The following is a 23760-nucleotide window of genomic DNA, read 5'->3' as shown; positions in this document are numbered from 1 at the left end:
CTGCTTTCTCATTGATTTTCGTGCGCATACGGAGGATTACCCGCCAACAAAGTTACCGGTTAAGGCATTGGCCCGGCCGGTGCCTGACCGCATAAAGAAACGACCGGGATCGGAATCCCGGTCGTTTCTTTTTAGTGAGCGGCGAGGTCTTCCACTTCGCTCAGATGAAATTGGTAAACCTTCTTCTCGTCCACGTGGTACACCGTCAGCATTTCCGTATCATAATCGAAGTTGAGAATCCGGCAGGGGATGCTTAGTTTGCCTTCCTTGGCGCTCGGGACGGTGAGCCTAATCAAGGCATTGCTGCTCTTGATTTTTTCCACCTCGTCCGTAACCTGCTTCTTGTTCTTGGAGGGCGGAGCGGCAGGCGGCCTGGCCATCGCCGAAGAGGACGGCTGCGTGTCTGCCATAAGGGGAGGAGATGAGTTCTTTCCTTTCTCGAGGAGGAACTCGATCTGCTTGCCGAGCTCTATTCCTTTACGGATCTGGTAATCCTTGATCTTGTCCTGGTTCAGCAGGTGAAGCAAACTTTCAAGAGCAATGCCGTTGCTGTAGCCTTCCACTAGGATGTCCACGGTGAAGAGATAATTTTTTTTCCCGCTCTTTGGTTCGGTATTCATCTTCATCCACCCTCTTCTCCCTATCACTATATCACGATCTATTACCCGAAAATAGGCCCATTTTACCATTGCCAAGCGGAAGACGGCTTCCGGGAGCACGCTTGCCGGAGGACAGACATACAATGGCAAAAAACGGATGGGGGCGGTGCCATGATTCGGATGATTCCGGTTGAGGTGGATGGCGGAACGGCGATCGGTGTGGAGGTCAAGCTGCCCAAAACGACCCTGCTGTCGGTCTCCACAGAGAAAGGTTATATCATGTGCGGGGCGCTGGACGTCGGTCTTCTGAACGAGAAGCTCAAGGAAAGAGGGATCATCGCCGGAAGAGCGGTTGGAGTCCGGACCTTGGAAGAGCTGCTGGACGCGCCCCTGGAATCGGTCACGACGGCGGCGGAGGCGCTTGGGATCGTTCCCGGGATGAAGGGCATGGACGCGCTGGCCCGCATGCTTTGAGAGAAGCGCGAAGAGGACGGGCGTCAGGCCGCCCGTCCAGGCTCCTCGGCTAAAGGCGGCGTCGGCTCCTTCCGCTCGGCGCGGATGAACAGCCAGACGCCGAAGAGCAGCAGGCCGGCGGCGGCCGCCTGAAGACCCGTCACGGCTTCGTTAAGCAGCAGGTACGCGAGCAGGCCGGCCCCAAGGGGCTCGCCCAGGACCGTCATGGAGACGGAGGTGGCGTTCATGTATTGGAGCAGCCAGTTGAACAGGTAGTGGCCGAAGAGCGTGGGAACGACGGCGAGCATAAGAAAGATTCCCCATTCCTTCGGCGCGTACGCCGTAAAGGAATAGCCGGCGCTTGCGTTATAGACGGCGAGGACGCCGGCGGCCGAGGCAAACACCGTGAAGCTGTAGACAAAGGCGTTGATGCGGCTTCTTAAGCTTTTGCCGATGAGCATATGCAGGGCCACGGCGACCGTTCCGAGGAAGGAAAGCAGGTCGCCCTTCAGGGCCTGTACGGACAAGCCGAAGTCTCCCCAGCCGATCAGGGCGGCTCCGGCGATGGCGATCATCATGCCCGCCGCGGCGAGGGGATGGGTCCGGTGGCGGTACAGCCAGAACGAGCCCAGCATCACCAGTATCGGTTCCAAAGCCATGATGGCGGTGGAGCTGGCCACCGTCGTTGCCCGCAGCGAACCCATCCAGAATAGAAAATGAAGGCCGAGCATCAGGCCGGAAAGAGCAAGGCGCAGGCCGTCCCGCGCAGAAATCGAGCGGATCTCGGGCCAGTTGCGACCAAGGAAAGGAAGCATCAGCAGATTGGTCAGCAGCAGCCGGTACATGGCGATAACCGATACAGGGGCGTCCGACCAGCGGATGAAGATGGAAGAGAAGGAAATGGCGACGATGCCGATCAGCAGCAGCAGCCACAGCGGAATGGGAAAACGTCGAGTGTCGGTCATGGGGCAGAATCTCCTGTTGTCATAGTGAATGGGCTTGGCCCATTCTTACTATACTCCCTTAGCCCCTTCCCGCCAACCGAAAAAAGAGGCGGGAGCCCGCTTGCGTTCAGCAGCGTCCCGCCCCTTATGGAATAAAAGATGCCTTTCTCCGTCGTTCCCGTTGCGTTTAGCTCCAATGGTCCATTCTCCAAACGGTAAGTCCCGCGTCGGGATCGACCGATCGGACAAGCTCCCTAATGGTCACGAGCTCCAACCGGTAGACGACGATATAAAGGACCTTCTCCTCGGCGCTCCGATGCATCGGATGGGAGTTCAGCGGCCGGATGCTTCGTTCCTTGCGGTCCTGAAGACGCTCCTTAATCCGTTCATGACGCTCCGAATGAATGCGCACCATCCGTTGAAAATAGCAGCGTTGCGTCCTTCTTCCATACAAAGGGATCATTTTCCGTTCCTCCCCGGGCAGCGAATCTGCCGTTTGATGGTAAGCCGGGTAAGCCAGTGGAAGCCATTCCGGCGGTCAACCTTCTGGCGAGGCATAGTTCTTCTTGCTTTCCGTCCGGGCGGTCCATTTAAATAAAGGATCCAGCCATTGGTAAACGAGCTTGCTTTCTTTGCTTAAGAGCGGCCCGAGAACGGCCAGGATGAGGACATACAGCGCGGCAAACGGCTGCAGGATGGGAAGCAGGCCTCCCGCCTTCGCCAGATTCGCCATAATAATAGAGAACTCGCCGCGGGCCATAATCGTAAGCCCGATGGAGACGGACGCTTTGGGCGGCAGGCCGGCCGACCGTCCGGCCCATAAGCCGGCGGTAAAATTGCCGATGAGGGTGAGCACAACGGCGCCTAGCGAAAGCCACACCGCCCCTCCGAGCGCCAGCGGATCAATGGTCAAGCCGAAGCTGAAGAAGAAGAGGGCGCCGAAGAAATCGCGGAACGGCAGCACGAGCTTCTCGATCCGTTTCATATGCGCGGTTTCCGCCAGCACGAGGCCGACCAGGAGCGCGCCGATCGCCTCCGCTACATGGATTTTCTCGGAAAAGCCGGCCACCAGGAACAGAACCGCGAAGATAACGAGCATAAAAAGCTCGTTGGAGCGGATGTCGAGCAGCCGGTTCAGAACGGGGACCAGCTTCCGGCCGGCGATCAGCACGAACAGCATAAAGCCTAGAGCAATCACGGCCGACAAGGCAATTCCGCCGAGGGAGGAAGACCCGCTTAAGACGAGACCCGAAACAATGGAAATGTACACCGCGAGAAAAACATCCTCGAACATGATGATGCCGAGAATCATCTCCGTTTCCGGGTTGGCGGTCCGTTTCAAATCCACCAGCACCTTGGCGACGATGGCGCTTGAGGAAATCGTCGTAATGCCGGCGACAATGAGCACCTCCGCAAACGGGAGCCCGGCCAGGAAGCCGAAGAGAAGCCCCATCGTAAAGTTGATCAGGATGTAGATGGTTCCTCCGACGGCGATGGACCGTCCTGATTTGATCAGGCGCCCGACGGAAAATTCCAGGCCGAGGTAGAAGAGAAGGAACAGAACGCCGATTCTGCCCATAAATTCAATAAGTGGAGCACTCGAAATGAACCTAAGGTCGAACGCTCCCCAATGTACCGAATGGGGGCCGACCGCCATTCCGATGAGAATATAGAAGGGAATGACGGAAAATCTCAGGCGGGCCGAGAGCAAGCCCGCCAGGGCGATGAGTGCGACAGCCAACCCTATCTCGAATACCAGATGATCCATATCATTCACACCCGTTCGCGAGAACTTGGCGGAACTGCTTCTGCTGGCTTCTTTCCCCCGCTACGATCAGAAGCGAATCCCGCTGCAGCACGACTTCGGGTCCCGGATTGATAAACTTCCGCCCGTCCCGCTGAACCACTCCAATGATGCTCGCCCCTGTCGTTTGGCGGATGCCCAGCTCGCCGATGGTGAGGCCTATGCAGCTCCACCCGTCTTCGACCCGGTACCATTCCATAATCAAATCGTCCAGCGCGACTTCAATGGTTTCCAGTGCTTTAGGGGTATAGCTCATTCCGCCGATAATCGCGGCCGTTTTGCGCGCTTCGTCATCCTCAAGAGTAAGAAGAGACACGATCTCTTCCTCGCTGCCGTTCCCGTACCCGAAGCATTCCCGCCGGCCGTCATCATGAATAATCACGATCAGCTTCTCTCCGCTTCGGGTCACGAGCTCGAACTTTTTTCCGATTCCAGGCAGATCGGTTTCTCTAATTTTCATAGGCTTCACCCTCCGTATCGTATGGTCGTCCTCTTGGTTAGCGTCACGGATAAAGAAGGCCATTGGCTTGGAATGCCATTCCACGGGCATGCAAAATAACCTTGCTTTTTTGGGGATAGGCAAGGGCCAATAAGCCGTCAGCGGCTTTTTACGCCATTCTAGAGGTACGGCGGACAGGAGTCAGAAGCCGTCGGACAAGCCGGCGGGACAGATAGGGAGTGAACAGACGGAGCCGGGCGGACGGGCATAAATGGGGTGCGGGAACGGTCAAGGATAGGGCGACCGCCCATAAGGCTAACAGGTTAGGGGGATGAACTTTGTTCTTGTAGGCGCGGACCGTGAGCTTGGTTTCGCTTTCGGTTTTGACGCGGTCTGTTTCGGAAAAAGAGGATAGGCGCAACGATTCGGATGGAGAAGGGGTAGGGATTACGAACAGCATAACAATGGCAACGAAGCCGGCTATGAACAGTCTCCAGAGCGTCTTGTCGGTTCTAAACGGCATGCCATCCCTCCCCGTGGTGTGATGTGAAGCTGCTTGAGCAGCGCTGCGCCCCTTCCGAAAAATCCGTGTACCGTAGGTGATTGAATTATCTGAAAGGTTAGGTTTAGTATACCAACCGGACGAAGGGAAAGTAAAGGCTGCCGCGGGAAGGAACGCCGGTTTGGGCGGGTCTTTTTCTTGAAAGCGGTTAAGAAAACGCCGTTTACCTTCCCCGGAAAGTGTTTTATAATGGAATTGTTAACGTGTGCACAACCAAAGGAGGAATCCGAACATGACCATTACCCATTACGAGGAGCTCGCCCGAACCGTTAAAGAAGTTGTCGCTAAACAAAAGGTAACCGACATGCATACCCATCTGTACTCGCCCAATTTCGGAGGCCTGCTCTTGTGGGGCGTGGATGAGCTGCTGACCTATCATTATCTGGTGGCCGAGGTCATGCGCTGGAGCCCGATCGACTACGAGGAGTTCTGGGCCTTGTCGAAGCAGGAGCAGGCCGAGCATATTTGGAAGACGCTCTTTCTGGAGCACTCTCCGGTGAGCGAAGCGTGCCGCGGGGTTCTGACCTCGCTCGAAGGCTTCGGCGTCGATGTGAAGACAAGGGATCTTCACCAGTTCCGTGAGGTCTACGCCCGATACGACGAATACCGCCAGGTGGACCGTGTCCTGGAGCTTGCGAACGTGGACCACGTCGTCATGACGAACGATCCGTTCGATGACGAGGAGCGTCCGTTCTGGCTAAACGGAACGGCGCCGGACAGCCGCTTCCATGCCGCGCTGCGCATCGATCCGCTTCTGAACGATTATGCCCGCAGCCGGGAACGGCTCCGCGAGTGGGGATACGCGGTGGAGGAGGAGTGGACGGAGCAGTCGGTGAAGGAGGTCAGCCGCTTCCTTACGGATTGGATCGGCCGGATGAAGCCCTTGTACATGGCCGTCTCGCTGCCTCCAAGCTTCGCCTATCCGGAGGATTCCGACCGCGGCCGGATTATCCGGGACTGTATCCTCCCGGTCTCAAGGGAGAGGAGCGTCCCGTTCGCCATGATGATCGGTGTCAAACGGGGGGTTAACCCGGCGCTGCAATCGGCAAGCGACAGCGTGGACAAAGCGAGCTTGGAGCCGCTTGAGTACATGCTCAAGCATCATCCCGACAACAAATTCATCACGACGTTCCTTTCCCGGGAAAACCAGCATGAGCTGGCGGTGCTCGCCCGCAAATTCCGTAACCTCATGGTATTCGGCTGCTGGTGGTTCCTGAACAATCCGGTGCTGATTGAAGAGATGACCCGCATGCGCGTGGAGCTGCTGGGACTCAGCGTCATTCCCCAGCATTCCGATGCCCGTGTTCTTGACCAGCTCATTTACAAGTGGAAGCACTCGAAGGAGATTCTGGAGAAGGTGCTTATCGAGAAATATCACGATGTCCTGCGCACGGGATGGACGCTCGAGCGCTCGGAGATCGAACGGGACGTCGCGGATCTTCTGCGTAACAATTTCTGGAGATTTATTGGCCGGGAGGATATGATCGAGACGGCCGGAAACTAAGGAGGGCGAAAGACAGATACCGGAATCCTTTTTTTGAAACTTTCCCAGGCGGCTGTGTTTCAAACGGGCGGGTACAGGGTAAATAAATCAGGTAAACCTAAATAAAGGAGCCGACCCGGATGGTATTCAAAAAAAGAGACCTGTACCGTTACCTGACTTTAACGACTTCGTTTTCTTTCCTGATCGAAGCACGCAGCAAGAGAGAAGCCGCGGAGGCCTTCCCATACAAGTTTAATCCGAACAGCCTTGACTTTTCGACGGTTGCCTTAATCAATCACAACGGCGACAAAAAGCTTTTTCATACGGAAAGGGTAGAGGACCTTTCCTTTGCCCGAGTGGAGTTCGCGGAACATAGCGGACAGTTCCGGGTTTATGGCAAGATGAGCGTGGTGCTTTGCTCTTCGAATCTGGACGAGGTAAGCGATCATCTGTTCCAGAAATGCTCTTACCGGATTCCCGGTTCCCTTTATGCGGACAAGACCGTATGGGCCCTTTCGTCAGGCCAGCAGCCCTTGATCCTTCAAATCCATTCCCAAACGGCGGAGTGGGGAGCACCCGTCCGGGAGGACGCCTTGGCTCTGGTCCCCATCGCTCAATAAGGAACCCATTCAAACCAGCGGCGCTGATCGAGGATCAGCGCTTTTTTTTTTGCGCTCAGCCCTTTGGAGGAGCCGGTCCTGGAAGGGCCTGTCCGGTCCGTCTGTATTTCTCCCTACCGTTAGCCTATAATGAAGGGAACGAGAGAGGCAGCGGAAGAGGGGGCCGGGATGCATAACCAGGAACTGACCACGAAGCACGAGAACATTACCAAATACATCGAAACGCTGGAGGTAGGGACACGCCTTTCGGTGCGGGGGATTGCCCAGGAGCTGAATGTGAGCGAAGGGACGGCCTACCGGGCCATCAAGGAGGCCGAGAATCTGGGCTTGGTGAGCACCAAACGACGCATAGGGACGGTCCGCGTGGAGAAGAAAGAGGAGGGAAGCTTCGAGAAGCTGACCTTCGCCGAAATTGTCCCTATGGTGGAAGGGACCGTTCTGGCGGGTTCGGAGGGCTTGGAGAAGTCGCTCAGCAAGTTCGTCATCGGAGCCATGGAGCTGGATGCCATGCTGAAGTACGTGGAGGCGGGGAATCTGCTGATTGTCGGCAACCGGGCGGAGGCCCACCGCTGCGCCCTCGGCTTGGGAGCGGGCGTTCTCATAACGGGAGGCTTCGACACCGCACCCGAGGTGAAGGAGCTGGCCGGCCGGTTGTCCCTGCCAGTCATCGGAACCTCTTATGATACGTTCACGGCCGCCATTATGATTAACCGGGCCATCGAGGACCGCCTCATCCGGAAGAAGATTCTCCTGGTGGAGGACCTGCTCCCGGCGGACGCCCCGGTCTATTCCCTACCCGAGCAGGCGGAGGTTAGAGATATGCTCGAGCTCGTCGAGCGGACCACGCATACCCGCTATCCGGTCATAGACGAGGAAGGGAGGCCAAGCGGCATCATCACGACCAAGGATGTGATCGGAGCGAAGCAGGAGGAAACCGTCGGCAGCCGGATGACCCCCGAACCTCTCGTCATCGGCCGCCGGGCTTCCGTCGCTTCCGCAGGCCATACCATGGTATGGGAGGGCATCGACCTGCTTCCGGTCGTGGATGACCGGCGCGTACTGGTCGGGGTTCTCTCCCGCAAGGATGTCATGAAGGCGATGCAGTCGATCCAGAAGCAGCCCCAGAATACGGAGACGTTCGAGGCCCAGATCTGGTCGGGCATGGAAGAGGTGCGCGGCGATGATGGAAGCCTCTCTTTTCAAGGACGCATTACTCCTCAGCTGACCAGCCTGGAAGGGATGGTCTCGGAAGGTATTCTGACGACCTTGATGACCCGGGCCGCCTACCGGACGGTTCAGGACCGCAAGAAAGGGGATCTGATGATCGACAGCTCCGCCCACTATTACCTGATCCCCCTGCAGGTGGACGATCCGATCGAGATCGTGCCGGTCATTGTCGAGCTGAGCCGGAGGTTTTGCAAAATCGACATGGAGGTGCTCTGCCGGGGAAACCGGGTGGCCCGCTCCATGTTTACGGCGCGGGTGCTGTAGGGCACGGGAAGGAAAGTAACCCGCCGCCATGGCAGGGCCGGACCGTCCGCCGTTTAACCAGTTCCCGGCCCCAAGATGGTGAGGGAAAGGGCTATGGCGGCCGATTTCAACGTCAAAAAGGAGCAGCATAGGTGCTGCTCCTTTTTGATGGGAAGCTCCAGCCGGGAGTAGGCCGGCGGAAGAAGCCCGGTTTACTCCACGGTGGGAAGCTTCGTCACGGCCGATCCGGCCGGCGAAATGTCATAGAACGTATGTCCCCGGCAGGTGTGGCAGGTGGTGAGATGACAGTCGAACAGGTCTTCCATCGGGGCTCCGCATTGGGAGCAGGCCTTGGCCGCGTTTTCCGTTAGGGGCAGTTCATTCTCCATCTTAAACATTCCTCCCCGGGCCGCTTTCACCCAATCTGTATTATTACAGGAAATCTTGATGCTTACATTGTATTACATTGCTATTATTTATACAACAGGACAAAAGTCATTGTTATTGTATTATTACAGAGAAAACGACAAAAAGACCTCCTTCCGAAGAAGGAGGACAAGATTCCGAATGAGGAGAGGATGCCTCCATCTCCAAGCGGCTGTATGGCTTCAGGCAGACAAATAAGAAGGCCAGCCTATTCCGGCCGGCCTTCTGCTGCTATAGTAATCCTACCTGCTTAAGTCCGTGCCATATCCCGTCATCGTCAACGGCGCGTGTGACCACCTTGGCGATTTTTTTGACGGAATCGAGGGCATTGCCCATGGCCACTCCCGTACCCGCAAATTGCAGCATTTCCAAATCATTCAGATGGTCTCCGAAGGCATAGACGTCGCTGCGGTCGATGCCAAGCTTCTCGATCATCTTCTCGATGCCCTTTGCCTTGGAGCCGCCGGCTGGGAGGATGTCCATCGAGAACTGATGCCAACGGATGAAATCCAGCTCTCCGAACGTATCCTTGTAAGCCTGCTCCTCCCCGATCGTACAGAACAGCAGGCACTGATAAATTTCCCGGCCGAGGTGATACTTCGGGTCGAAGGAAGGCTGGGCCACCTTCAAGGTGCCGATGCTTTCCTCCACATAGGCATGATATTCCGTGTTGGACCGCATCGTATCGTGGTCCATATATACGATGGGATGATTATGCCGGACGGCATACTCCGTTACCGAATCGAGAAGCTCGGGCCGGATGGGATTCGTGTAAAGGGGCTTTCCCTGCCAGACCACGTACTGTCCGTTATAGCTTACATAGGAGTCGATCCCGAGCTCTTCCCGGAGCTCCTTGTACATAAAGGGCCCCCGCCCGGTGGCGATGGCCACGGAGTGTCCCTTCTCCTTAAGCTCGCGCACCGCCTGCCGGGTGGAATCCGGAAGCCGTTTGTCATGATCGAGCAGCGTACCGTCAATGTCGAAAAAAATCATCTTGCCTTTCATCTGGATCACCTGGTTTCTCTATTTGTCATTAGCTTGCTTCAGTTTACCAAAAGTTTCGAAGTTCGCCAAAGCACAATTCATCTTCAACGCCCGCCATGATTATACTTGCGCCGCCGCATCCTTCCGTTTGGGGAAGGTCCCCGTGCATAATCCCCAAAAGAAAGAGCCGCGCAGGCTCTCCAGACGTCGGCCCCCGGGTCGGAACATGCCAAAAACGGGCGGCTCGCGCGAACCGTCCGTTCGTATGGGCCGGCCGGTGCCAGGCCCTTTCAGGCTGGCGCCGCACCGTTCAGCAGACAAGATTACGCTTGTCCGCTAGGATTTTTAAGGGCCGCGTTAAGCGCGGAGCGGTTCTCCCACATGAAGGAAACGACACTGCTGCGCTCCTCAAAAAACATCTCATCTTCGTCATGGTAGTCTTCCCCGAGGCCGTGTATGCTGAAGCGGTCCTCGCCGTCCTTCATCAAGGTCCACTGGCCCCCGCGCTTACGGTCGGCAAAAACAAAATAATGCTTTTCCCCATCGGAATCCCAATGGGCCACGGTGTTGAATCGGTCGATCACGAATTCGGCGTCGGCTTTCTTCTTGATTTGCATGGGTATTCATCCTTTCCGAGGAATTGAGGGACGAGCCGCCTTCGGCGGACACTCCCTTAAGCATTAACGCATGAACGAGACAAGACTATAGTAGGGGATAAGCTTTGAAAAAGGTGTCGAACCGTCTGGTCGAGTAAACGGAAAATTTGTCGAATGGCAAGTGTGTGCGGTCCGTCGGAGCCCTTCCCGCAGCAGGCTGAGAGGAGTTCCGCCGGGAACCCGTTTCGTTTCAGAACCCGCGTCACCGGTTCCATCGAAGCACGGAGTCGGCCTTACGGAGATGGCTGGCCATCCGGGCGGCCGCGGCTTCCCCGTCCCCGTCGCGAATCGCCTCATAGATCGTCCGGTGCTCCTCCAAAAGCCGCTCGGCCGATGAACGCTCCGCGAAAAACCAGAGCCGCCGGGATTCCTTCATGCTCTCATGAAGCCTTCCCGTCAGCGTCTCCATCAGCTGAATCAGGAGCTTGTTATGGCTAGCTGCGGCGATCTGGCGGTGAAAGCCGACGTCGGCCCGCTCACTCTCCTCCTCATCGCCCAGCACCCTCTCCATATGGGCGAGGATGTCCTCCAGCCGGGCGAGATCCTCTTCCGTTCTTCTCGAAGCGGCGAGGGTGACGCTGCCCGTTTCGACGAAGCGTCTGACCTCCAGAACCTCCTGCAGCGATTCCGCCGAATCGATAAGCTCCGGTTCCGGCGGTTCCTCCGCGGGAAGCTCCTTGCTGACGAATGTGCCGCCGCCGTGCCGGATCTCGATCCAGCCCATCGCCTTCAAGCCGCTTAACGCTTCCCGGATGGTGGAACGGCCGACCTCGAAGCTGTCCGCCAGGCTTACGACGGTTGGCAGCCGCGAGCCCGGCGGATAGTGGCCCGAGGAGATCTCCCGCTTGAGATGCTCGCGGACGATGTCCGAGCCTTTCTGGGGCTTTACTTGATTAGGGGACATGAGCTTCCTCCGAGAAAAAATCAATATACACTCATTCAAGCATACGCTATACTAAAAGAAAAGTCATCAGATCACCTGATCTTTAAACAACGGAGGGTTCCCATGCTGGACGACAACATACGCCGCGAGCTGCGCGGCATTGTGGGCGAGGCCCATTTCAAGGACGATATGGAGGCGCGCGTCACCCATTCCTATGACGCTACGCCGATGCTGCAGACACTGCCGGACGGCGTGGTTTATCCCGGCTCGAAGGAAGAAGTGGCGGCTGTTCTGAAGCTGGCCAACGCCAACCGGATTCCCATTGTGGGCCGAGGCGCCGGAAGCAACCTATGCGGAGGAACGGTTCCGCTCGAAGGCGGCCTCGTCATGGTCATGAACCGCATGAACCGGCTGCTGGAGATTGACACGGACAACCTGACTGCCACGTTCCAGCCCGGCTTGAACACGAAGGAGTTTCATCTCGCGGTGGAGCGGCTAGGCCTGTTCTATCCGCCGGATCCGAGCAGCATGGTCATCTCCACGCTCGGCGGCAACATCATGGAATGCGCCGGAGGCCTTCGCGGCCTGAAGTATGGAACGACCAAGGACTACGTGATCGGCCTAGAGTTCGTGCTGCCGAACGGCGATATCGTCCGAACGGGCGGGAAGCTGTACAAGGATGTGGCAGGGTACGACCTGACGAAGCTGCTCGTCGGCTCGGAAGGTACGCTGGCCATTATCACGGAGGCGACCGTCAAGCTGCTGCCCGCTCCGACGCATAAGAAGACGATGCTCGCGATGTACCGGGACATCGAAGCGGCCGCGCGCACCGTATCGAGCATCGTTGGCTCGCGAATCATTCCGGCTACGCTCGAGTTCATCGACAACCCGACGCTTCGGGTCGTGGAGGAATTCAACAAGATCGGCCTGCCGCTCGACATGGAGGCGGTGCTTCTGATCGAGCAGGACGGGTTCGACGAGGCTTCCATCGACGCGGACATCGAAGCGATCCGCCGCATCTGCCTCGAGGAGAACGCCGCCGAGGTGAAGCTCGCCGGAAGCGCCGAGGAGGCGGAGGGGCTCATGAAGGCAAGGCGGAGCGCCCTGTCGACGCTCGCGCGGATCAGCCCGACCACCATCCTCGAGGATGCGACCGTGCCGAGGTCGAAGATCGCCGAGATGGTGCAGGAAATCAACCGGATCGCGCTTAAGTACGGAGTGCACATCTGCACCTTCGGCCATGCGGGAGACGGCAACCTGCACCCGACGTGCACGACCGACGCCCGCAACCCGGAGGAGATTCACCGGGTGGAGCAGGCGTTCGAGGAGATTTTTGAGGCGGCGATCCGGCTCGGGGGCACCATTACCGGCGAGCACGGCGTGGGCTCCGTGAAATCTCCCTTCCTCGAGTGGAAGGTCGGGGCGGAGGGAATCGCCATTATGAAAGCCGTGAAGCAGGCTTTTGACCCGAACAACATCATGAACCCGGGCAAAATTTTTGCCAAGGAATCCCGCAAAAGGGTGGTGCTGCAGCGATGAGCGGAAATACGTCCATCAAGCCCCTGATCGTGAAGGAGAGCGGAAGCCCGCTCGCCGAGCGCATGAAGCTGACACTGAATTACGACGAGCTGACCAACTGCATGAGGTGCGGGTTCTGCCAGCCGTCCTGCCCGACCTTCAAGGAAACGGGGCTCGAGGCGGCTTCCCCGAGGGGGAGGATCGCGCTGATGAAAGCGGTCGTCGACGGGGTGATGGAGCCGGATGACTCGTTCAGCCGGCAAATGGACCTCTGCCTCGGCTGCCGGGCATGCGAACCGGTCTGTCCGGCCGATGTGAAGTACGGCCAGCTGCTTGAGCAGACAAGAGACGCCATCGAGGACCACGCCGAGCACTCCTGGTGGGTCAAGGGGCTGCGAAGCCTGACCTTCCGGCACATGTTCCCGCACCAGAAGCGGATGCGGCTCCTGGGTTCCGGACTCCGGCTGTACCAGAGGTCGGGAGCGGCGAAGCTCGTCCGTTCGGCGGGCGTGATGAAGCTCTTCCCGGAGACGATGCGCCAGATGGAGCGGATCCTCCCCGAAGCCTCCGGCGACGGAGTGGTGGACCGGCTAGGGACGTTCTACCCGGCCAAGGGCACAGCCGTGGCGAAGGTAGGGCTGTTCCGCGGCTGCATCATGGATGTGCTCTTCACGGAAACGAACGTCAACACCGCCAAGCTGCTTGCGGAAGCGGGCTTTGATGTGGTCATTCCCGACACGCAGAACTGCTGCGGCGCTCTTCATGCCCACAGCGGGGAGCTCGACCAGGCGAGAGACCTCGCCCGCCGCAACATACGCGCTTTCCGCGAGGCCGGTGTGGATTACATCATCTCGAATGCCGGAGGCTGCGGCGCCCTGCTCGTGGAATATCATCATCTGCTGCATGAAGATCCCGTAATGGCCGAGGAGGCCCGTTGGTTTGCCGAGCGGGTGAAGGACATAACCCAGGTCATTCTCGAGCGCGGCCATGTTCCCGCCTTGACGGAGAGGCTGCGCGAAGGCAGGCCTTCCGGAGACCAAACAGAGACGGTCATCACGTACCAGGACTCGTGCCACCTGCGCAATGTCATGAAAGCGGGCAATGCGCCCCGCAACCTGATGAGCCGCATCCCGGGCGTCCGTTTCCGCGAGCTCCAGGGGGCCGACCGCTGCTGCGGATCGGCGGGCATCTACAACCTCGTGCAGCCGGAGATGTCCATGCAGGTGCTCGATCATAAGATGGAGCACGTGAAAGAAACGGAAGCACAGTACTTGCTGACGAGCAATCCGGGCTGTCTGCTGCAGATGAAGCTCGGCATCGAGAGAGAGGGATTGGCGGGACGGATGGAAGCCGTCCATTTGGTCGATTTCCTCTATGAGCGGATGAAGCCGCAGCCGGTTGGAGAAACAGAAGCAGCGCTGCCCGGGCCCGGATCGACGAGCGCCGGACAGACGGCTCCCCGATCGGAAAAATAATTCAACAGACGCTCCTTATCCGCTGCCCGGCAGCCGATAAGGAGCTTTTTATTGGATTCCCGTGCCTTATCCGCCAATAAAGTTGGCTTCCCTTATGATCTTCGTGCGCATCCAGTGGGTTTTCTAAGCCAACAAAGTTACCGGATAAGGCACCCGAACCGAATCCTGCCGTCTTTTCGACAACCTTCGCAAAAAGAGGCCGAGCCTAACCGCCCTTGTGCTATAATGGGAAAAACTTCAAGGAACCAAGCCAAGGTTCCACTTTAAAGGCAGGGACCGATGAACAGACAGCGGGCGATCACGATAAGCGTGGTCAGTATTTTTGTTATTTTTTGGGGTTGGATTATGCTGCGCTGGCTGGACCCGGTCCAGCATTATCCGGAAGCGCACGACGGGCGGCTCGATGCGCGCGCGTGGGACTTCGCCCAGCAAGGGGTTCTCCCGCTTCGGGGAGAGTGGGAGTTCTACGAGGGGCGGCTTCTGCGGCCGGAGGATTTCCGGGATACGCCAAGTCTGGCGGCTGGACACCGAACGATTCAAGTCCCGGGAGCCTGGGACGGGCTGGTGTCGTCCGGAGGAGAGAAAGGATACGGGGCCGGCACGTACCGCCTGGTCATCGAGACCGGGAAGAAGGAGCTGTACAGCCTTCGGGCCAAAAAAGTACGGCTCTCGAGCCATTTTTTCCTGAATGGAACCGATCTCGGGGGCAACGGGCGTCCCTCTGCGGACCGGTTGGATTTCGTCCCGAGCAACCTGCCGTACTTCGGAACGGTCGAGGCGGGGACCGGCCGGGTCGAGATCCTCATCCAGGTGGCGAGCTTTGATTTCAAGAGCAGCGGTCTGGTGCAGGCTCCCGAATTCGGCCCTCATCTGATGATGCTGGAACGGAGGGATCACTCCCGGCTGGCCGATATGATTCTCATTACGGTTATGCTCGTTCTCGGACTGTATTTTATCGGAATGTTCCGGCGGTGGCGCAAGGAGCCGCATGCGATGTACCTGAGCTTTTTTTCTTTGTCGCTCGGCTTCTTCTTCAGCATCGACAATGAGATTCTCTTCTCCGAGCTCTTTCCGGACTTTCCTTTTCCGTGGCTCCAGAAGATGCTGCTGTTCTGGCCGTTTCTCGCCTTTCTGACTTTCGGGCTTTATATTTTCCGTTTTCTCGGTGAACGGGATTCCCGGCTGTTCCGCTGGCTGAAACTGGTGGCGTGGACGTATATCCTCGTTATGCTGCTCGTTCCAAATGCCGTTCTGTCCCAAATCTTTCTTACGAATATCGCGCTGCAGTCCCTAATGTTCGTGGCCATTCTACAGGTGCTTGTCCGCAGCAGGCGAAAGGGCGTTCCAGGGACCGCCTATCTGGCGCTCGGGGTCTTCTTTCTGCTCGTTTCCTGGCTGACCGCCCATTTCCGTTACGAGCTTGCGCTCGATAATCCTTACTATATGATCGTCACGCCTCTTCTTCTTGTGTTTTCTCAGGCTTTTCTCGCTTCTTCCCGGCAGCAGCAGGCTTACGAGCAGAACGAGAAGCTTTCGCGGAAGCTGCTGGAATATGACCGGAACAAGGACGAATTCCTTGCCAAAACGTCGCATGAGCTCCGCACGCCCCTTCACGGAATCATCAATTTGTCGCAGCTGCTGCTGGACGATCCGGAAGCGGCCCTACACCCCCGCCACCGGGAAAACGTACGCCTGCTCAATCAGGTGGGGCGTCGGCTTGCGAGCCTAGTACACGATATTCTCGACCTGTCCAAAATGAAGCAGGGCGTTCTGCGGATCGACAAGACCGCGGTGGATGTGGCGGTCAGCGTCGATGTCGTGCTGGACATGCTGTCCATCACCCCGAGGAAAGAACGGGTTTCGATCCAAAAGGAGCTGCCGGAGGAGCTTCCCCTGGTATGGGCCGATGAAAGCCGGCTCCGGCAAATTTTGTTCAATCTGCTGGAAAACGGCTTGAAATACACAAGCGAGGGGACGGTCCGCATTCTGGCGGAGGAGAAGAACGGGCGGCTGGCGGTTACCGTGGCCGACACCGGCTTCGGCATTCCGGATTCCGTGAAGGCCCGGATCTTTGAGCCCTACGAGCAGTATGCGGCGGAGACGGGGAATGTCCCCGTCAGGGGAGGCATCGGCCTCGGCCTAAGCATCACCAGGCAGCTGGTGGAGCTGCAGGGAGGCGCCCTGGAGGTGGAATCCGAGCTCGGGAAGGGCTCCCGGTTTACGTTCACCCTGCCGATCGCGGAAGAACCGGAAGGACAGACCCGTAAGCCGGCTCCGGATGAACCGGCTGCGGAGGAACCTTCGGTTTCCCTCAGCTGGGCGGGGGAAGGAACGGCTTCCGCCGTTCTATGGATGATTGACGACGAGCTGTCGAACATCAAAATTTTAACGGATACCGCGTCCTCCCTCGGCTGCCGTTACCAAGCGTTCCTCGGGGGAGAGGAGGCGCTCCGTCAGCTCGATATGTCGCCCCCGCCTGACCTCGTGCTCCTCGATCTCATGATGCCGGGCGTCTCCGGCCTCGAGGTATGCCGGCGGATCCGCGCCGTCTACAGCCTGGCGGAACTCCCCGTGCTGATGCTTACGGCGTCGGGGCAAATGGCGGATTCCGTGATGTCGCTTGAGGCCGGAGCGAACGACATCCTCCAGAAGCCGTTCGAGCTGGTGGAGCTGAAGGCACGCGTGCAGTCCCTGCTGGCGATGAAGAGATCAACGGAGCAGGCGGTCCGCCGGGAAATCGACTCCCTGCAGGCGCAGATTACGCCCCATTTTCTCTATAACAGCCTCAATGCCATGGTGGCTCTGAGCTACATGGATACGGGAAAGCTCCGGGAAACGATCTATGACCTCACGACCTATTTGCGGGCGAAATTTACGTTTCCTTCTAAGGGCGAGCTCGTTCCGTTCGAATGGGAGCTGGAGCTGGTGCGGGCGTATCTCGCTATCGAGCAGCTTCGATTCGGCGAACGGCTGCAGGTACATTACGAGGTGGAGGAGGGCTTCGCCTGCTTGCTCCCTCCGCTTACCCTTCAGCCGTTAGTGGAGAACGCGGTGCGTCACGGCATCGCTCCCCGGGATCAGGGAGGAACGGTCACCGTGAAGGCATTCCGCCGGGAGAAGGAAGCGGTGCTGGAAGTGGAGGACAACGGAACCGGGATGTCCGCCGACCAGCTGGATGCTCTGGCGTCGGACCGGACGCGGGGCGTCGGGGTGCCGAATGTGAACCGACGGCTCGAGATGATTTACGGAACGCGCCTGGAGATCGCAAGCGGCTTGGACCGGGGAACGAGGATACAGGTTACGATACCGGAGGAGGCCTATGATTAGAACCGTTTTGATCGATGATGAAGCCATGGCCCTGCAGCTGATGGATATCCTGCTGAAAGAACTGGGAGGGGTATCGGTGCTGGGCCGGTTCCAGCATGTCAAGGAGGGGCTGGACTTTATGGCCCGTCACAAGGCCGACCTGGTCTTCCTTGATATTGAAATGCCGGGAGAGAACGGCCTGACAGCCGCCGAGCGGATCCAAGCCCTATATCCGGAGGCCAAAATCGTATTTGTCACGGCCTATCAGGAATACGCCGTAAAGGCCTTCGAGGTCGAGGCGCTCGATTATTTGCTGAAGCCCGTTTCGAAAGAACGGCTCGCGAAAGCGCTGGACCGGTACCGGAGCCAGGTTCTCCAGCCCGGCTCATCCGGTACGGAGCGCACCGCCGATCCTCAAAACGAAGGGCTGTACCTGCGGACGCTGGGTGCCTTGGAGCTGTGTGCGGACGGCCGTCCGGTTGCGTGGAGGACCAAGAAGACGAAGGAGCTGTTCGCATACCTGTGGCATGCGGAGGGAACGCCGGTATCCCGGGACCGGATCCTGGACGAGCTGTGGCCGGATCTCACGGTCGACCGGGCCCAGGCGCTGCTCCACACCACGATGTATCACCTGAGGAGCGGGCTCCGGGCGGCGGGGCATCCCGAGGGAATCACTTTCCGCGAGGAACGCTACCGGATGGCGGAGGGGATCGTAAAGAGCGATATCGAGGCGCTGGAGGCAGGGTGGAGAGAAGAGCATGTGCCTGTACTTCCGGAGATGCTGTCGCTCTATCGAGGGGATTACTTCGAAGCCGAGTCGTATGAATGGGCGGAGCCGAAGCGGGTTTCTCTTCGTTCCCGATTCCTTCAGTGGCTGGAGGGCCGGCTGGATCACACTGAAGGGCAGGAGAGGGAAGCCGTCCTGCGTAAAATGATCGGGCTGGAGCCCTACTCCGAGACTCTGGTCTGCCGGCTGGCTTCCTATCTGGTCGAGAGGGGGAACAAGCCCGAAGCCCGGCAGCAGTACCGGGAGCTGGAGAACCGGCTGAAGAAAGAGCTGGGCGTGAAGCTCTCTCCGGAAACCCTTGCGGTGAAAAGCAAGCTGGGCTTGTAAGAATTCGACATTATTCTATATTTTTTAGAACCCAAGACCTACTGGTTTTGGGTTTTTCGACATTTTGTTCAGAAAATGTTTAGAGTCAGTTGGTACAATATGGAACATGGCAAGGGAAGTGATTTGCCGATGGGGGAGGTCCGGAAGGCGAGACAAAAGAAAACACCAAGAGAGACAAGCCGTTCTGAACAACCGCTGCACGCCGGAATGGGAAACGAAGAATTTTAATAAGAGGTGAATCATCGATGTTATTTTTTAGAAAACAGGCAGCTCAAGCAAGAAAGCTGACGGCCGCCGTATTGGTGGTCCTGCTGCTGCTCGGCAGTGTTCCGTCTATCTCGTTCGCCGAGCCCTATCAGCCGGATACGGGGTGGAAGCCGTTGGGTGGGGGGAGTGCTTTAAATGGGGATACCGGTCAAAATGCGGACACCCCCGAAACGACAGTCTGGAACGGCCAGCTCTATGCGATCTGGAAGGAAGATGTCCAACCGCCCAATTCGTTCGGCAGCAGCTACGGGCAGATAAGGGTCAAGGCTTGGAATGGACAAGTATGGACATCCGCTGACGGCGGGGCCGCACTAAATGATGAGAATACCTCGGCCTCGGCTCCTAACTTAGCCGTATATGATGGTGAACTCTATGCCATCTGGGCGGAAACGGTTCCTGATTTCAACGGCTCTAACACGGACTACATTCGGGTCAAGAAATACGATGGCCAAAACTGGTCATGGGCAGACGGGGGTACGTCCTTCGCTATAACCGGTCAAACCAGCATGATGCCCGTTCTTATGGCTTACCATGACGAGTTGTACGCCGCATGGCTAAACCAAGGCGGGGGAGCCCGAACCCTGATCGTTAAGAAATATAACGGGCAGACCTGGACGGATGAAGTCTCTGGACTGACCCTCACACCCGGTGGAAGTCCCTTTAGACCGGAATTTGAAATCTTCAATGACAAGCTTTACTTGACGTGGGATGAAAATGGAGCAACCAGTGGAAGCTACATGCCCGTTTTCGAAAAGAACGGAAATTCACCCTGGACGAATATTTCCGGAATTAACGGAATAACCGGTGGCAACGTTCCTTCGGCTGCCGCAACGATTAAAGCCTACAACGGCCACTTGTATGGCGTTTGGCGTGACTGGGGCACGAATAGCTTCAAAATCCGAAAATACGATGGGAATGGGTGGACGTTAGTAGGAGATGGAAATATCCCCACCACTCCCAACAGAAGCGCCCAGGACCCTAACTTCACAGTCCTTAACGATAAAATGTATTTTTCATGGGTAGAAAGCAGCTCTTCGGGTTTTGGTATGGAGTGTCGTGTTATGCAGTTTGACGGCACCAACTGGTCTCCTGCCGATAACGGGTTTCCTGTTGCGATGGGGCCGTACGAGAACACAATCCAAGCTACTGGGGACAAGCTTTATCTTCTTTGGTCCGATAGCGGCCAGCTCCACGCAGCCATCTACAGCCCCTCCCTTCCGGCTCCAGCCGGTCTGCAGGCGTCGCCTGAAGATGGGGCCGTAACGGTAAACTGGAACCCGGGCGGTTCCGCGGTCACGTCTTACGCCGTCTATATGGGAACCGTGAGCGGGGAGTACGGAGCGCAGCCCGTGGGTATTGTCGATGGCAGCATCTTCAGCTATAAGGTAGGGAATTTGACAAACGGGACGACGTATTATTTTGCCGTCAAAGCGATCGGGCCCGATGGGGAAAGTGACTATTCACAGGAGGTCTCGGCCGCGGCGGGGATAGTGACAGCTGTTTCGCCAATGGCAGGATGTGTCTACTCCTGGACGGATAATCCGGATGAGGCTCAGGTGATTTGCGGGATCGATACCCTGAATGTCGGAGTAAATGCAGGTGACCCGACTACAGGAGGGAGCCGCAACCTGACGTCCGTGCTTTCCTTTCTCCTTCCGCCGGATGCAGGCTCGGTTGCTTCCGCCAAGTTGAAGGTGTTCGTCACCCAGAAACATGTCACGAGCGGTGCGCCGGATCTCACGATGACCATTCATAAAGGAAGCGCGGCCTGGCAGCCACCTTCCCTGGAGAACGGACCCATCGCAGCCGTTCCTTCTACGACAAGTGTAACAACCGGGACCTATTCCATTGATGGAGCCCCTAAGTGGTATTCGTTCGATGTGACTTCCTTGGTCCGGGACAGCTGGGAGCGCAGCGAGCCCTTCTTGACCATGGTTCTTAAAGGACCGGCTGCGGCCCATTCTTCCGATGTCTCCTTCTTAAATTTTCTATACAGCATCCCCGGTTATGTTCCGGACCTGGAGCTGACCATGGGGCCACGGCCGCAGCCCGAGCCGCAGCCTGCTCCTGAGCTTACGGAGTTGAGCTGGTCACCGGGTCTGCTTCCGGGAACGACCCGGCTGACCGGGGCGTCCGGCGAGCCTGTTCTTAGGTATGCGGTCGGCGGGGCGAATGCTTTTCCCCGTCCTAATATAGGGGAACCCGCTTCTCTGTCGGGATATGTCCAACCGCTGGTCCTGAACCAGGACGTGCCCGTGTCGAGCGGCCAGCATCTCTATATAGCGGCGATCGATTCGGAAGGGCGGATCACCGCATGGACGGATGTGGCCGTATCGGATGCGAACATTGCTACCCTGCCGAACCCGATTCCAACACCGACTCCGACGCCAACTCCGGAGCCGACGCCGACGCCAGAACCGTCTGCAACACCAACGCCGGAACCAACACCGCCGGTTTGGACCGGACCTATTATCGATGCAACACCGACGCCAACGCCGACCCCGAGCGCGACGCCGGCCCCTACTCCGGCCCCTACTCCGGCCCCTACTCCTGTAATTGGCAAGGATGGGACAACAACATACACAACGGTGCAACAGCCATCTGACATTCCAGGACTTTTAAGCGATCTTAAAAAGAACGGAATGCACGCCGACAAGGTAGTTATAAAAGGCGGCATCAACAACGAATTCAAAGTTTCACCGGCTGTGCTTGCGGAACTGCGCGCTAGCCAAATGGCTTTGAGTCTCGCTACAAATTCGGGCGAGTTTACGGTGCCGCATGGAGAACTGGCGAAAATCACGGGCGACTTGGTTCTCGTTCCGCAGAATGTGCCGGCCGCGCCAAGTAACCTGCAGCCCTTAACTCCACTGCTTACGGTTAAAGCTGCAGGGAAAAACGACCTTACTCTCGTGGCTAAGCTGCCTGGAAAAACCGCGGACGAACTGCGGCGGGCTAATGCTTATGTCATCGGCATGGACGGTCAGCCCCACATCCTGCCAAGCCGGAACGTGGATGGGCAAAAGGTCTTGACGGTGCAAGAAGGCCAACAAGTTTATCTCGGATTCCGGACCCAGCGCTTCAGCGACATGCCTGGTTCCTGGTCCGAAAATGCCGTCAATTTCTTAGCGGACAAGGAGATTCTCGATGGCTATCCGGATTCCCGCTTCCAACCTACCGGGTTGGTAACTCGCGCGGAGTTCACCAAAATGATCACTGCAGCGGTATTTGCCCGCGGTCAGCGCGATGAACAGCTTCCTTTCGCGGATATTTCCACCGACAACTGGCATTATCAAGCCGTTGCGGCGGGCTGGGATGCTGGTTTCGTCACGGGGGATGATCAAGGGAATTTCCACCCGGAGCGGCAAATCACCCGGGAAGAGATGGTTGCTATTCTTACCCGGGTATTCACCAAATATGGCACCCCGGCTTCTGGAAGTTCTGCCGCTTTGAATTCTTATGCTGACGGCGCAACTGTGAGCAGTTGGTTCCAGGGTGAATTTACCACGGCCTTGGCTAACGGGCTGATTAGCGGCTATGGGGACCATTCCTTGCAACCGCAGCGCCAAGGAACACGGGCGGAAGCTGCGACAATGATCTACAACTTGTTAGATAAACTGCCATTCTAATTACCCGAAGCGGCCGTCCGGCTCGGCATAATGGAAGGCAGCCAGAACCAACTAAGACTGCAGGACTCGATTACCCGGGCGGAAACCGCCGTGATCCTGCAGCGTCTGCTTCGACAGGCGGGGCTCATTTACCCCCATTGATGCAAGACGTCCGGCCCTCCAGTCATCTCCTGGAGGGCCGGTTCTTGTTGGTCCGACTTTGGCACATTGGATGATTTGAATCTTGCGGTTCCCGTCAAAAGGCCTGCTAACCGGAATCCGGCAGCAGGCCTTTTGGTCGTTCCCTGTCCTTTTTTAGTGGGATAGGATTAGTTGGGCTTTAACGGATGACCCGGGTTCCTTTGACGAAACGGTCCTTCCAGTAGCCGGTGTTCAAGTCGCTGATGACGACATCATCCGTCGGATTCACGTTGTGGATGAACTTGCCGCCTCCAATGTAAATGCCGACATGACCGATCCTGGTGCTGTTCTTGCTGAAGCTCATCATGACAAGGTCGCCCATTTGCAGGGAGGACTTGTACTTGATCGTGGTGCCGTATTTCGTCTGGGCGTTGGCTCCCCACGGAATGTAGATGCCCTGCTTCTTGTAAACATATTGGGTGAAGGAGGAGCAGTCGAACAGCAGACGGGCCTCATCACGCGCGGCATACTTATAGTTAACGCGGCCTTGCAGGGATTTGGCGTAACTTACCACATTAGAACGCAGAGTGGATACGCTTGGCAGGCTGTAGGTGGAATATTTCGGGAGCGACGACATGTAGCCGGTGCGTCCCTCTTTCGTTTGAATTTTGATCCAGCCTGGCTTTTCCAGGTGAATGACGTGTACATATTCATTTACTTTTAGACTGCGGTATACCTTGGAGGACAAATTTGGCTGGGAACGAAAGTTAACGCCGCGTTCGATCTTGGTTTCGTATCGGGTGGCGGCGAAGACGGACGGACTAAAGGCAAACAGCATGACGACAGCGAGCAGCAGGGCAATTCGTTTCTTGATGGTTCTTCACTCCTTATGTATAGATAAGAGGACGGCACGGAAGCGCCATCCGCTTTGAGGTAAAGTTACCAAGAAAACGTTCTCTATGGTAGGCAAAAATGTTGGAAGCCGGGGAATAAGTTTCCATCGGGAGAGCC

The 23760-nt window shown here is 57.4% G+C and carries 20 protein-coding genes; 9 read left to right on the top strand and 11 right to left on the bottom strand.

Annotated elements, in window-relative coordinates:
- Nucleotides 1–131: 131 nt before the first annotated feature.
- A complete protein-coding gene (locus MJA45_RS20955) occupies nt 132–620 on the bottom strand; it encodes a hypothetical protein (protein WP_315603845.1) in 489 nt (162 codons plus the stop codon).
- 150 nt (nt 621–770) lie between these two features.
- On the opposite strand from MJA45_RS20955, the gene MJA45_RS20950 reads away from it, so the two are divergent.
- Nucleotides 771–1073: a YunC family protein gene (locus tag MJA45_RS20950; protein WP_315603844.1), complete on the top strand. Its 303-nt coding sequence runs from the start codon at nt 771–773 to the stop codon at nt 1071–1073.
- 23 nt (nt 1074–1096) lie between these two features.
- Here MJA45_RS20950 and MJA45_RS20945 read toward each other — a convergent pair whose 3' ends face one another.
- From MJA45_RS20945 to MJA45_RS20925, 5 genes are all read right to left on the bottom strand, one after another.
- Nucleotides 1097–2017: a DMT family transporter gene (locus tag MJA45_RS20945; RefSeq protein WP_315603843.1), complete on the bottom strand. Its 921-nt coding sequence runs from the start codon at nt 2015–2017 to the stop codon at nt 1097–1099.
- Between the two features lie 166 nt (nt 2018–2183).
- Nucleotides 2184–2459, bottom strand: a complete 276-nt coding sequence (locus MJA45_RS20940) for a DUF2179 domain-containing protein (protein WP_315603842.1) — start codon at nt 2457–2459, stop codon at nt 2184–2186.
- Between the two features lie 75 nt (nt 2460–2534).
- Nucleotides 2535–3764, bottom strand: a complete 1230-nt coding sequence (locus tag MJA45_RS20935) for a cation:proton antiporter (protein WP_315603841.1) — start codon at nt 3762–3764, stop codon at nt 2535–2537.
- A gap of 1 nt (nt 3765) precedes the next feature.
- The gene (locus MJA45_RS20930) at nt 3766–4260 is read right to left on the bottom strand and encodes a cation:proton antiporter regulatory subunit (protein WP_315603840.1); all 495 of its coding nucleotides are present in this window, start codon (nt 4258–4260) and stop codon (nt 3766–3768) included.
- 148 nt (nt 4261–4408) lie between these two features.
- Nucleotides 4409–4762, bottom strand: coding sequence for a hypothetical protein (locus MJA45_RS20925; protein ID WP_315603839.1), 354 nt, complete (start codon nt 4760–4762; stop codon nt 4409–4411).
- A gap of 271 nt (nt 4763–5033) precedes the next feature.
- Between MJA45_RS20925 and MJA45_RS20920 the strand changes: the two genes are divergently transcribed.
- The 3 genes from MJA45_RS20920 to MJA45_RS20910 all read left to right on the top strand — a co-directional run bounded on the left by MJA45_RS20920 (nt 5034) and on the right by MJA45_RS20910 (nt 8395).
- Nucleotides 5034–6305, top strand: coding sequence for a glucuronate isomerase (locus MJA45_RS20920; RefSeq protein WP_315603838.1), 1272 nt, complete (start codon nt 5034–5036; stop codon nt 6303–6305).
- A gap of 119 nt (nt 6306–6424) precedes the next feature.
- The gene (locus MJA45_RS20915; protein WP_315603837.1) at nt 6425–6904 is read left to right on the top strand and encodes a hypothetical protein; all 480 of its coding nucleotides are present in this window, start codon (nt 6425–6427) and stop codon (nt 6902–6904) included.
- A 168-nt stretch (nt 6905–7072) separates the two neighbouring features.
- Nucleotides 7073–8395, top strand: a complete 1323-nt coding sequence (locus tag MJA45_RS20910) for a DRTGG domain-containing protein (protein WP_315603836.1) — start codon at nt 7073–7075, stop codon at nt 8393–8395.
- Between the two features lie 191 nt (nt 8396–8586).
- Here MJA45_RS20910 and MJA45_RS20905 read toward each other — a convergent pair whose 3' ends face one another.
- From MJA45_RS20905 to MJA45_RS20890, 4 genes are all read right to left on the bottom strand, one after another.
- Nucleotides 8587–8763: a hypothetical protein gene (locus MJA45_RS20905; RefSeq protein ID WP_315603835.1), complete on the bottom strand. Its 177-nt coding sequence runs from the start codon at nt 8761–8763 to the stop codon at nt 8587–8589.
- Between the two features lie 268 nt (nt 8764–9031).
- Nucleotides 9032–9805: a Cof-type HAD-IIB family hydrolase gene (locus MJA45_RS20900; protein ID WP_315603834.1), complete on the bottom strand. Its 774-nt coding sequence runs from the start codon at nt 9803–9805 to the stop codon at nt 9032–9034.
- A gap of 302 nt (nt 9806–10107) precedes the next feature.
- Nucleotides 10108–10401, bottom strand: a complete 294-nt coding sequence (locus MJA45_RS20895; RefSeq protein ID WP_315603833.1) for a hypothetical protein — start codon at nt 10399–10401, stop codon at nt 10108–10110.
- Between the two features lie 241 nt (nt 10402–10642).
- On the bottom strand, nt 10643–11344 hold the full coding sequence (locus tag MJA45_RS20890; RefSeq protein ID WP_315603832.1) for a FadR/GntR family transcriptional regulator: 702 nt from the start codon (nt 11342–11344) through the stop codon (nt 10643–10645).
- A gap of 102 nt (nt 11345–11446) precedes the next feature.
- Here MJA45_RS20890 and MJA45_RS20885 point away from each other — a divergent pair, with 102 nt between their 5' ends.
- From MJA45_RS20885 to MJA45_RS20865, 5 genes are all read left to right on the top strand, one after another.
- On the top strand, nt 11447–12862 hold the full coding sequence (locus tag MJA45_RS20885; protein WP_315603831.1) for an FAD-binding oxidoreductase: 1416 nt from the start codon (nt 11447–11449) through the stop codon (nt 12860–12862).
- Nucleotides 12859–14316 carry a (Fe-S)-binding protein gene (locus MJA45_RS20880; protein WP_407083063.1) on the top strand — a complete coding sequence of 486 codons (1458 nt, stop codon included), beginning with the start codon at nt 12859–12861 and terminating at the stop codon, nt 14314–14316. The genes MJA45_RS20885 and MJA45_RS20880 overlap by 4 nt, the downstream gene beginning before the upstream one ends.
- A 279-nt stretch (nt 14317–14595) precedes the next feature.
- On the top strand, nt 14596–17643 hold the full coding sequence (locus MJA45_RS20875; protein ID WP_315603830.1) for a hybrid sensor histidine kinase/response regulator: 3048 nt from the start codon (nt 14596–14598) through the stop codon (nt 17641–17643).
- On the top strand, nt 17636–18736 hold the full coding sequence (locus MJA45_RS20870) for a response regulator (RefSeq protein ID WP_315603829.1): 1101 nt from the start codon (nt 17636–17638) through the stop codon (nt 18734–18736). The genes MJA45_RS20875 and MJA45_RS20870 overlap by 8 nt, the downstream gene beginning before the upstream one ends.
- Before the next feature lie 245 nt (nt 18737–18981).
- Entirely contained in the window at nt 18982–22629 is a 3648-nt protein-coding gene (locus tag MJA45_RS20865) for an S-layer homology domain-containing protein (RefSeq protein WP_315603828.1), read from the top strand.
- Nucleotides 22630–22948: 319 nt separating this feature from the next.
- Here the strand turns inward: MJA45_RS20865 and MJA45_RS20860 are convergent, their stop codons facing one another.
- The gene (locus tag MJA45_RS20860; protein WP_315603827.1) at nt 22949–23587 is read right to left on the bottom strand and encodes a C40 family peptidase; all 639 of its coding nucleotides are present in this window, start codon (nt 23585–23587) and stop codon (nt 22949–22951) included.
- Nucleotides 23588–23760: the final 173 nt, after the last annotated feature.

This window comes from Paenibacillus aurantius, from assembly GCF_032268605.1.
GTDB classification, from domain to species: domain Bacteria; phylum Bacillota; class Bacilli; order Paenibacillales; family NBRC-103111; genus Paenibacillus_AO; species Paenibacillus_AO aurantius.
This window is presented reverse-complemented; position numbering and strand designations above follow the sequence as displayed.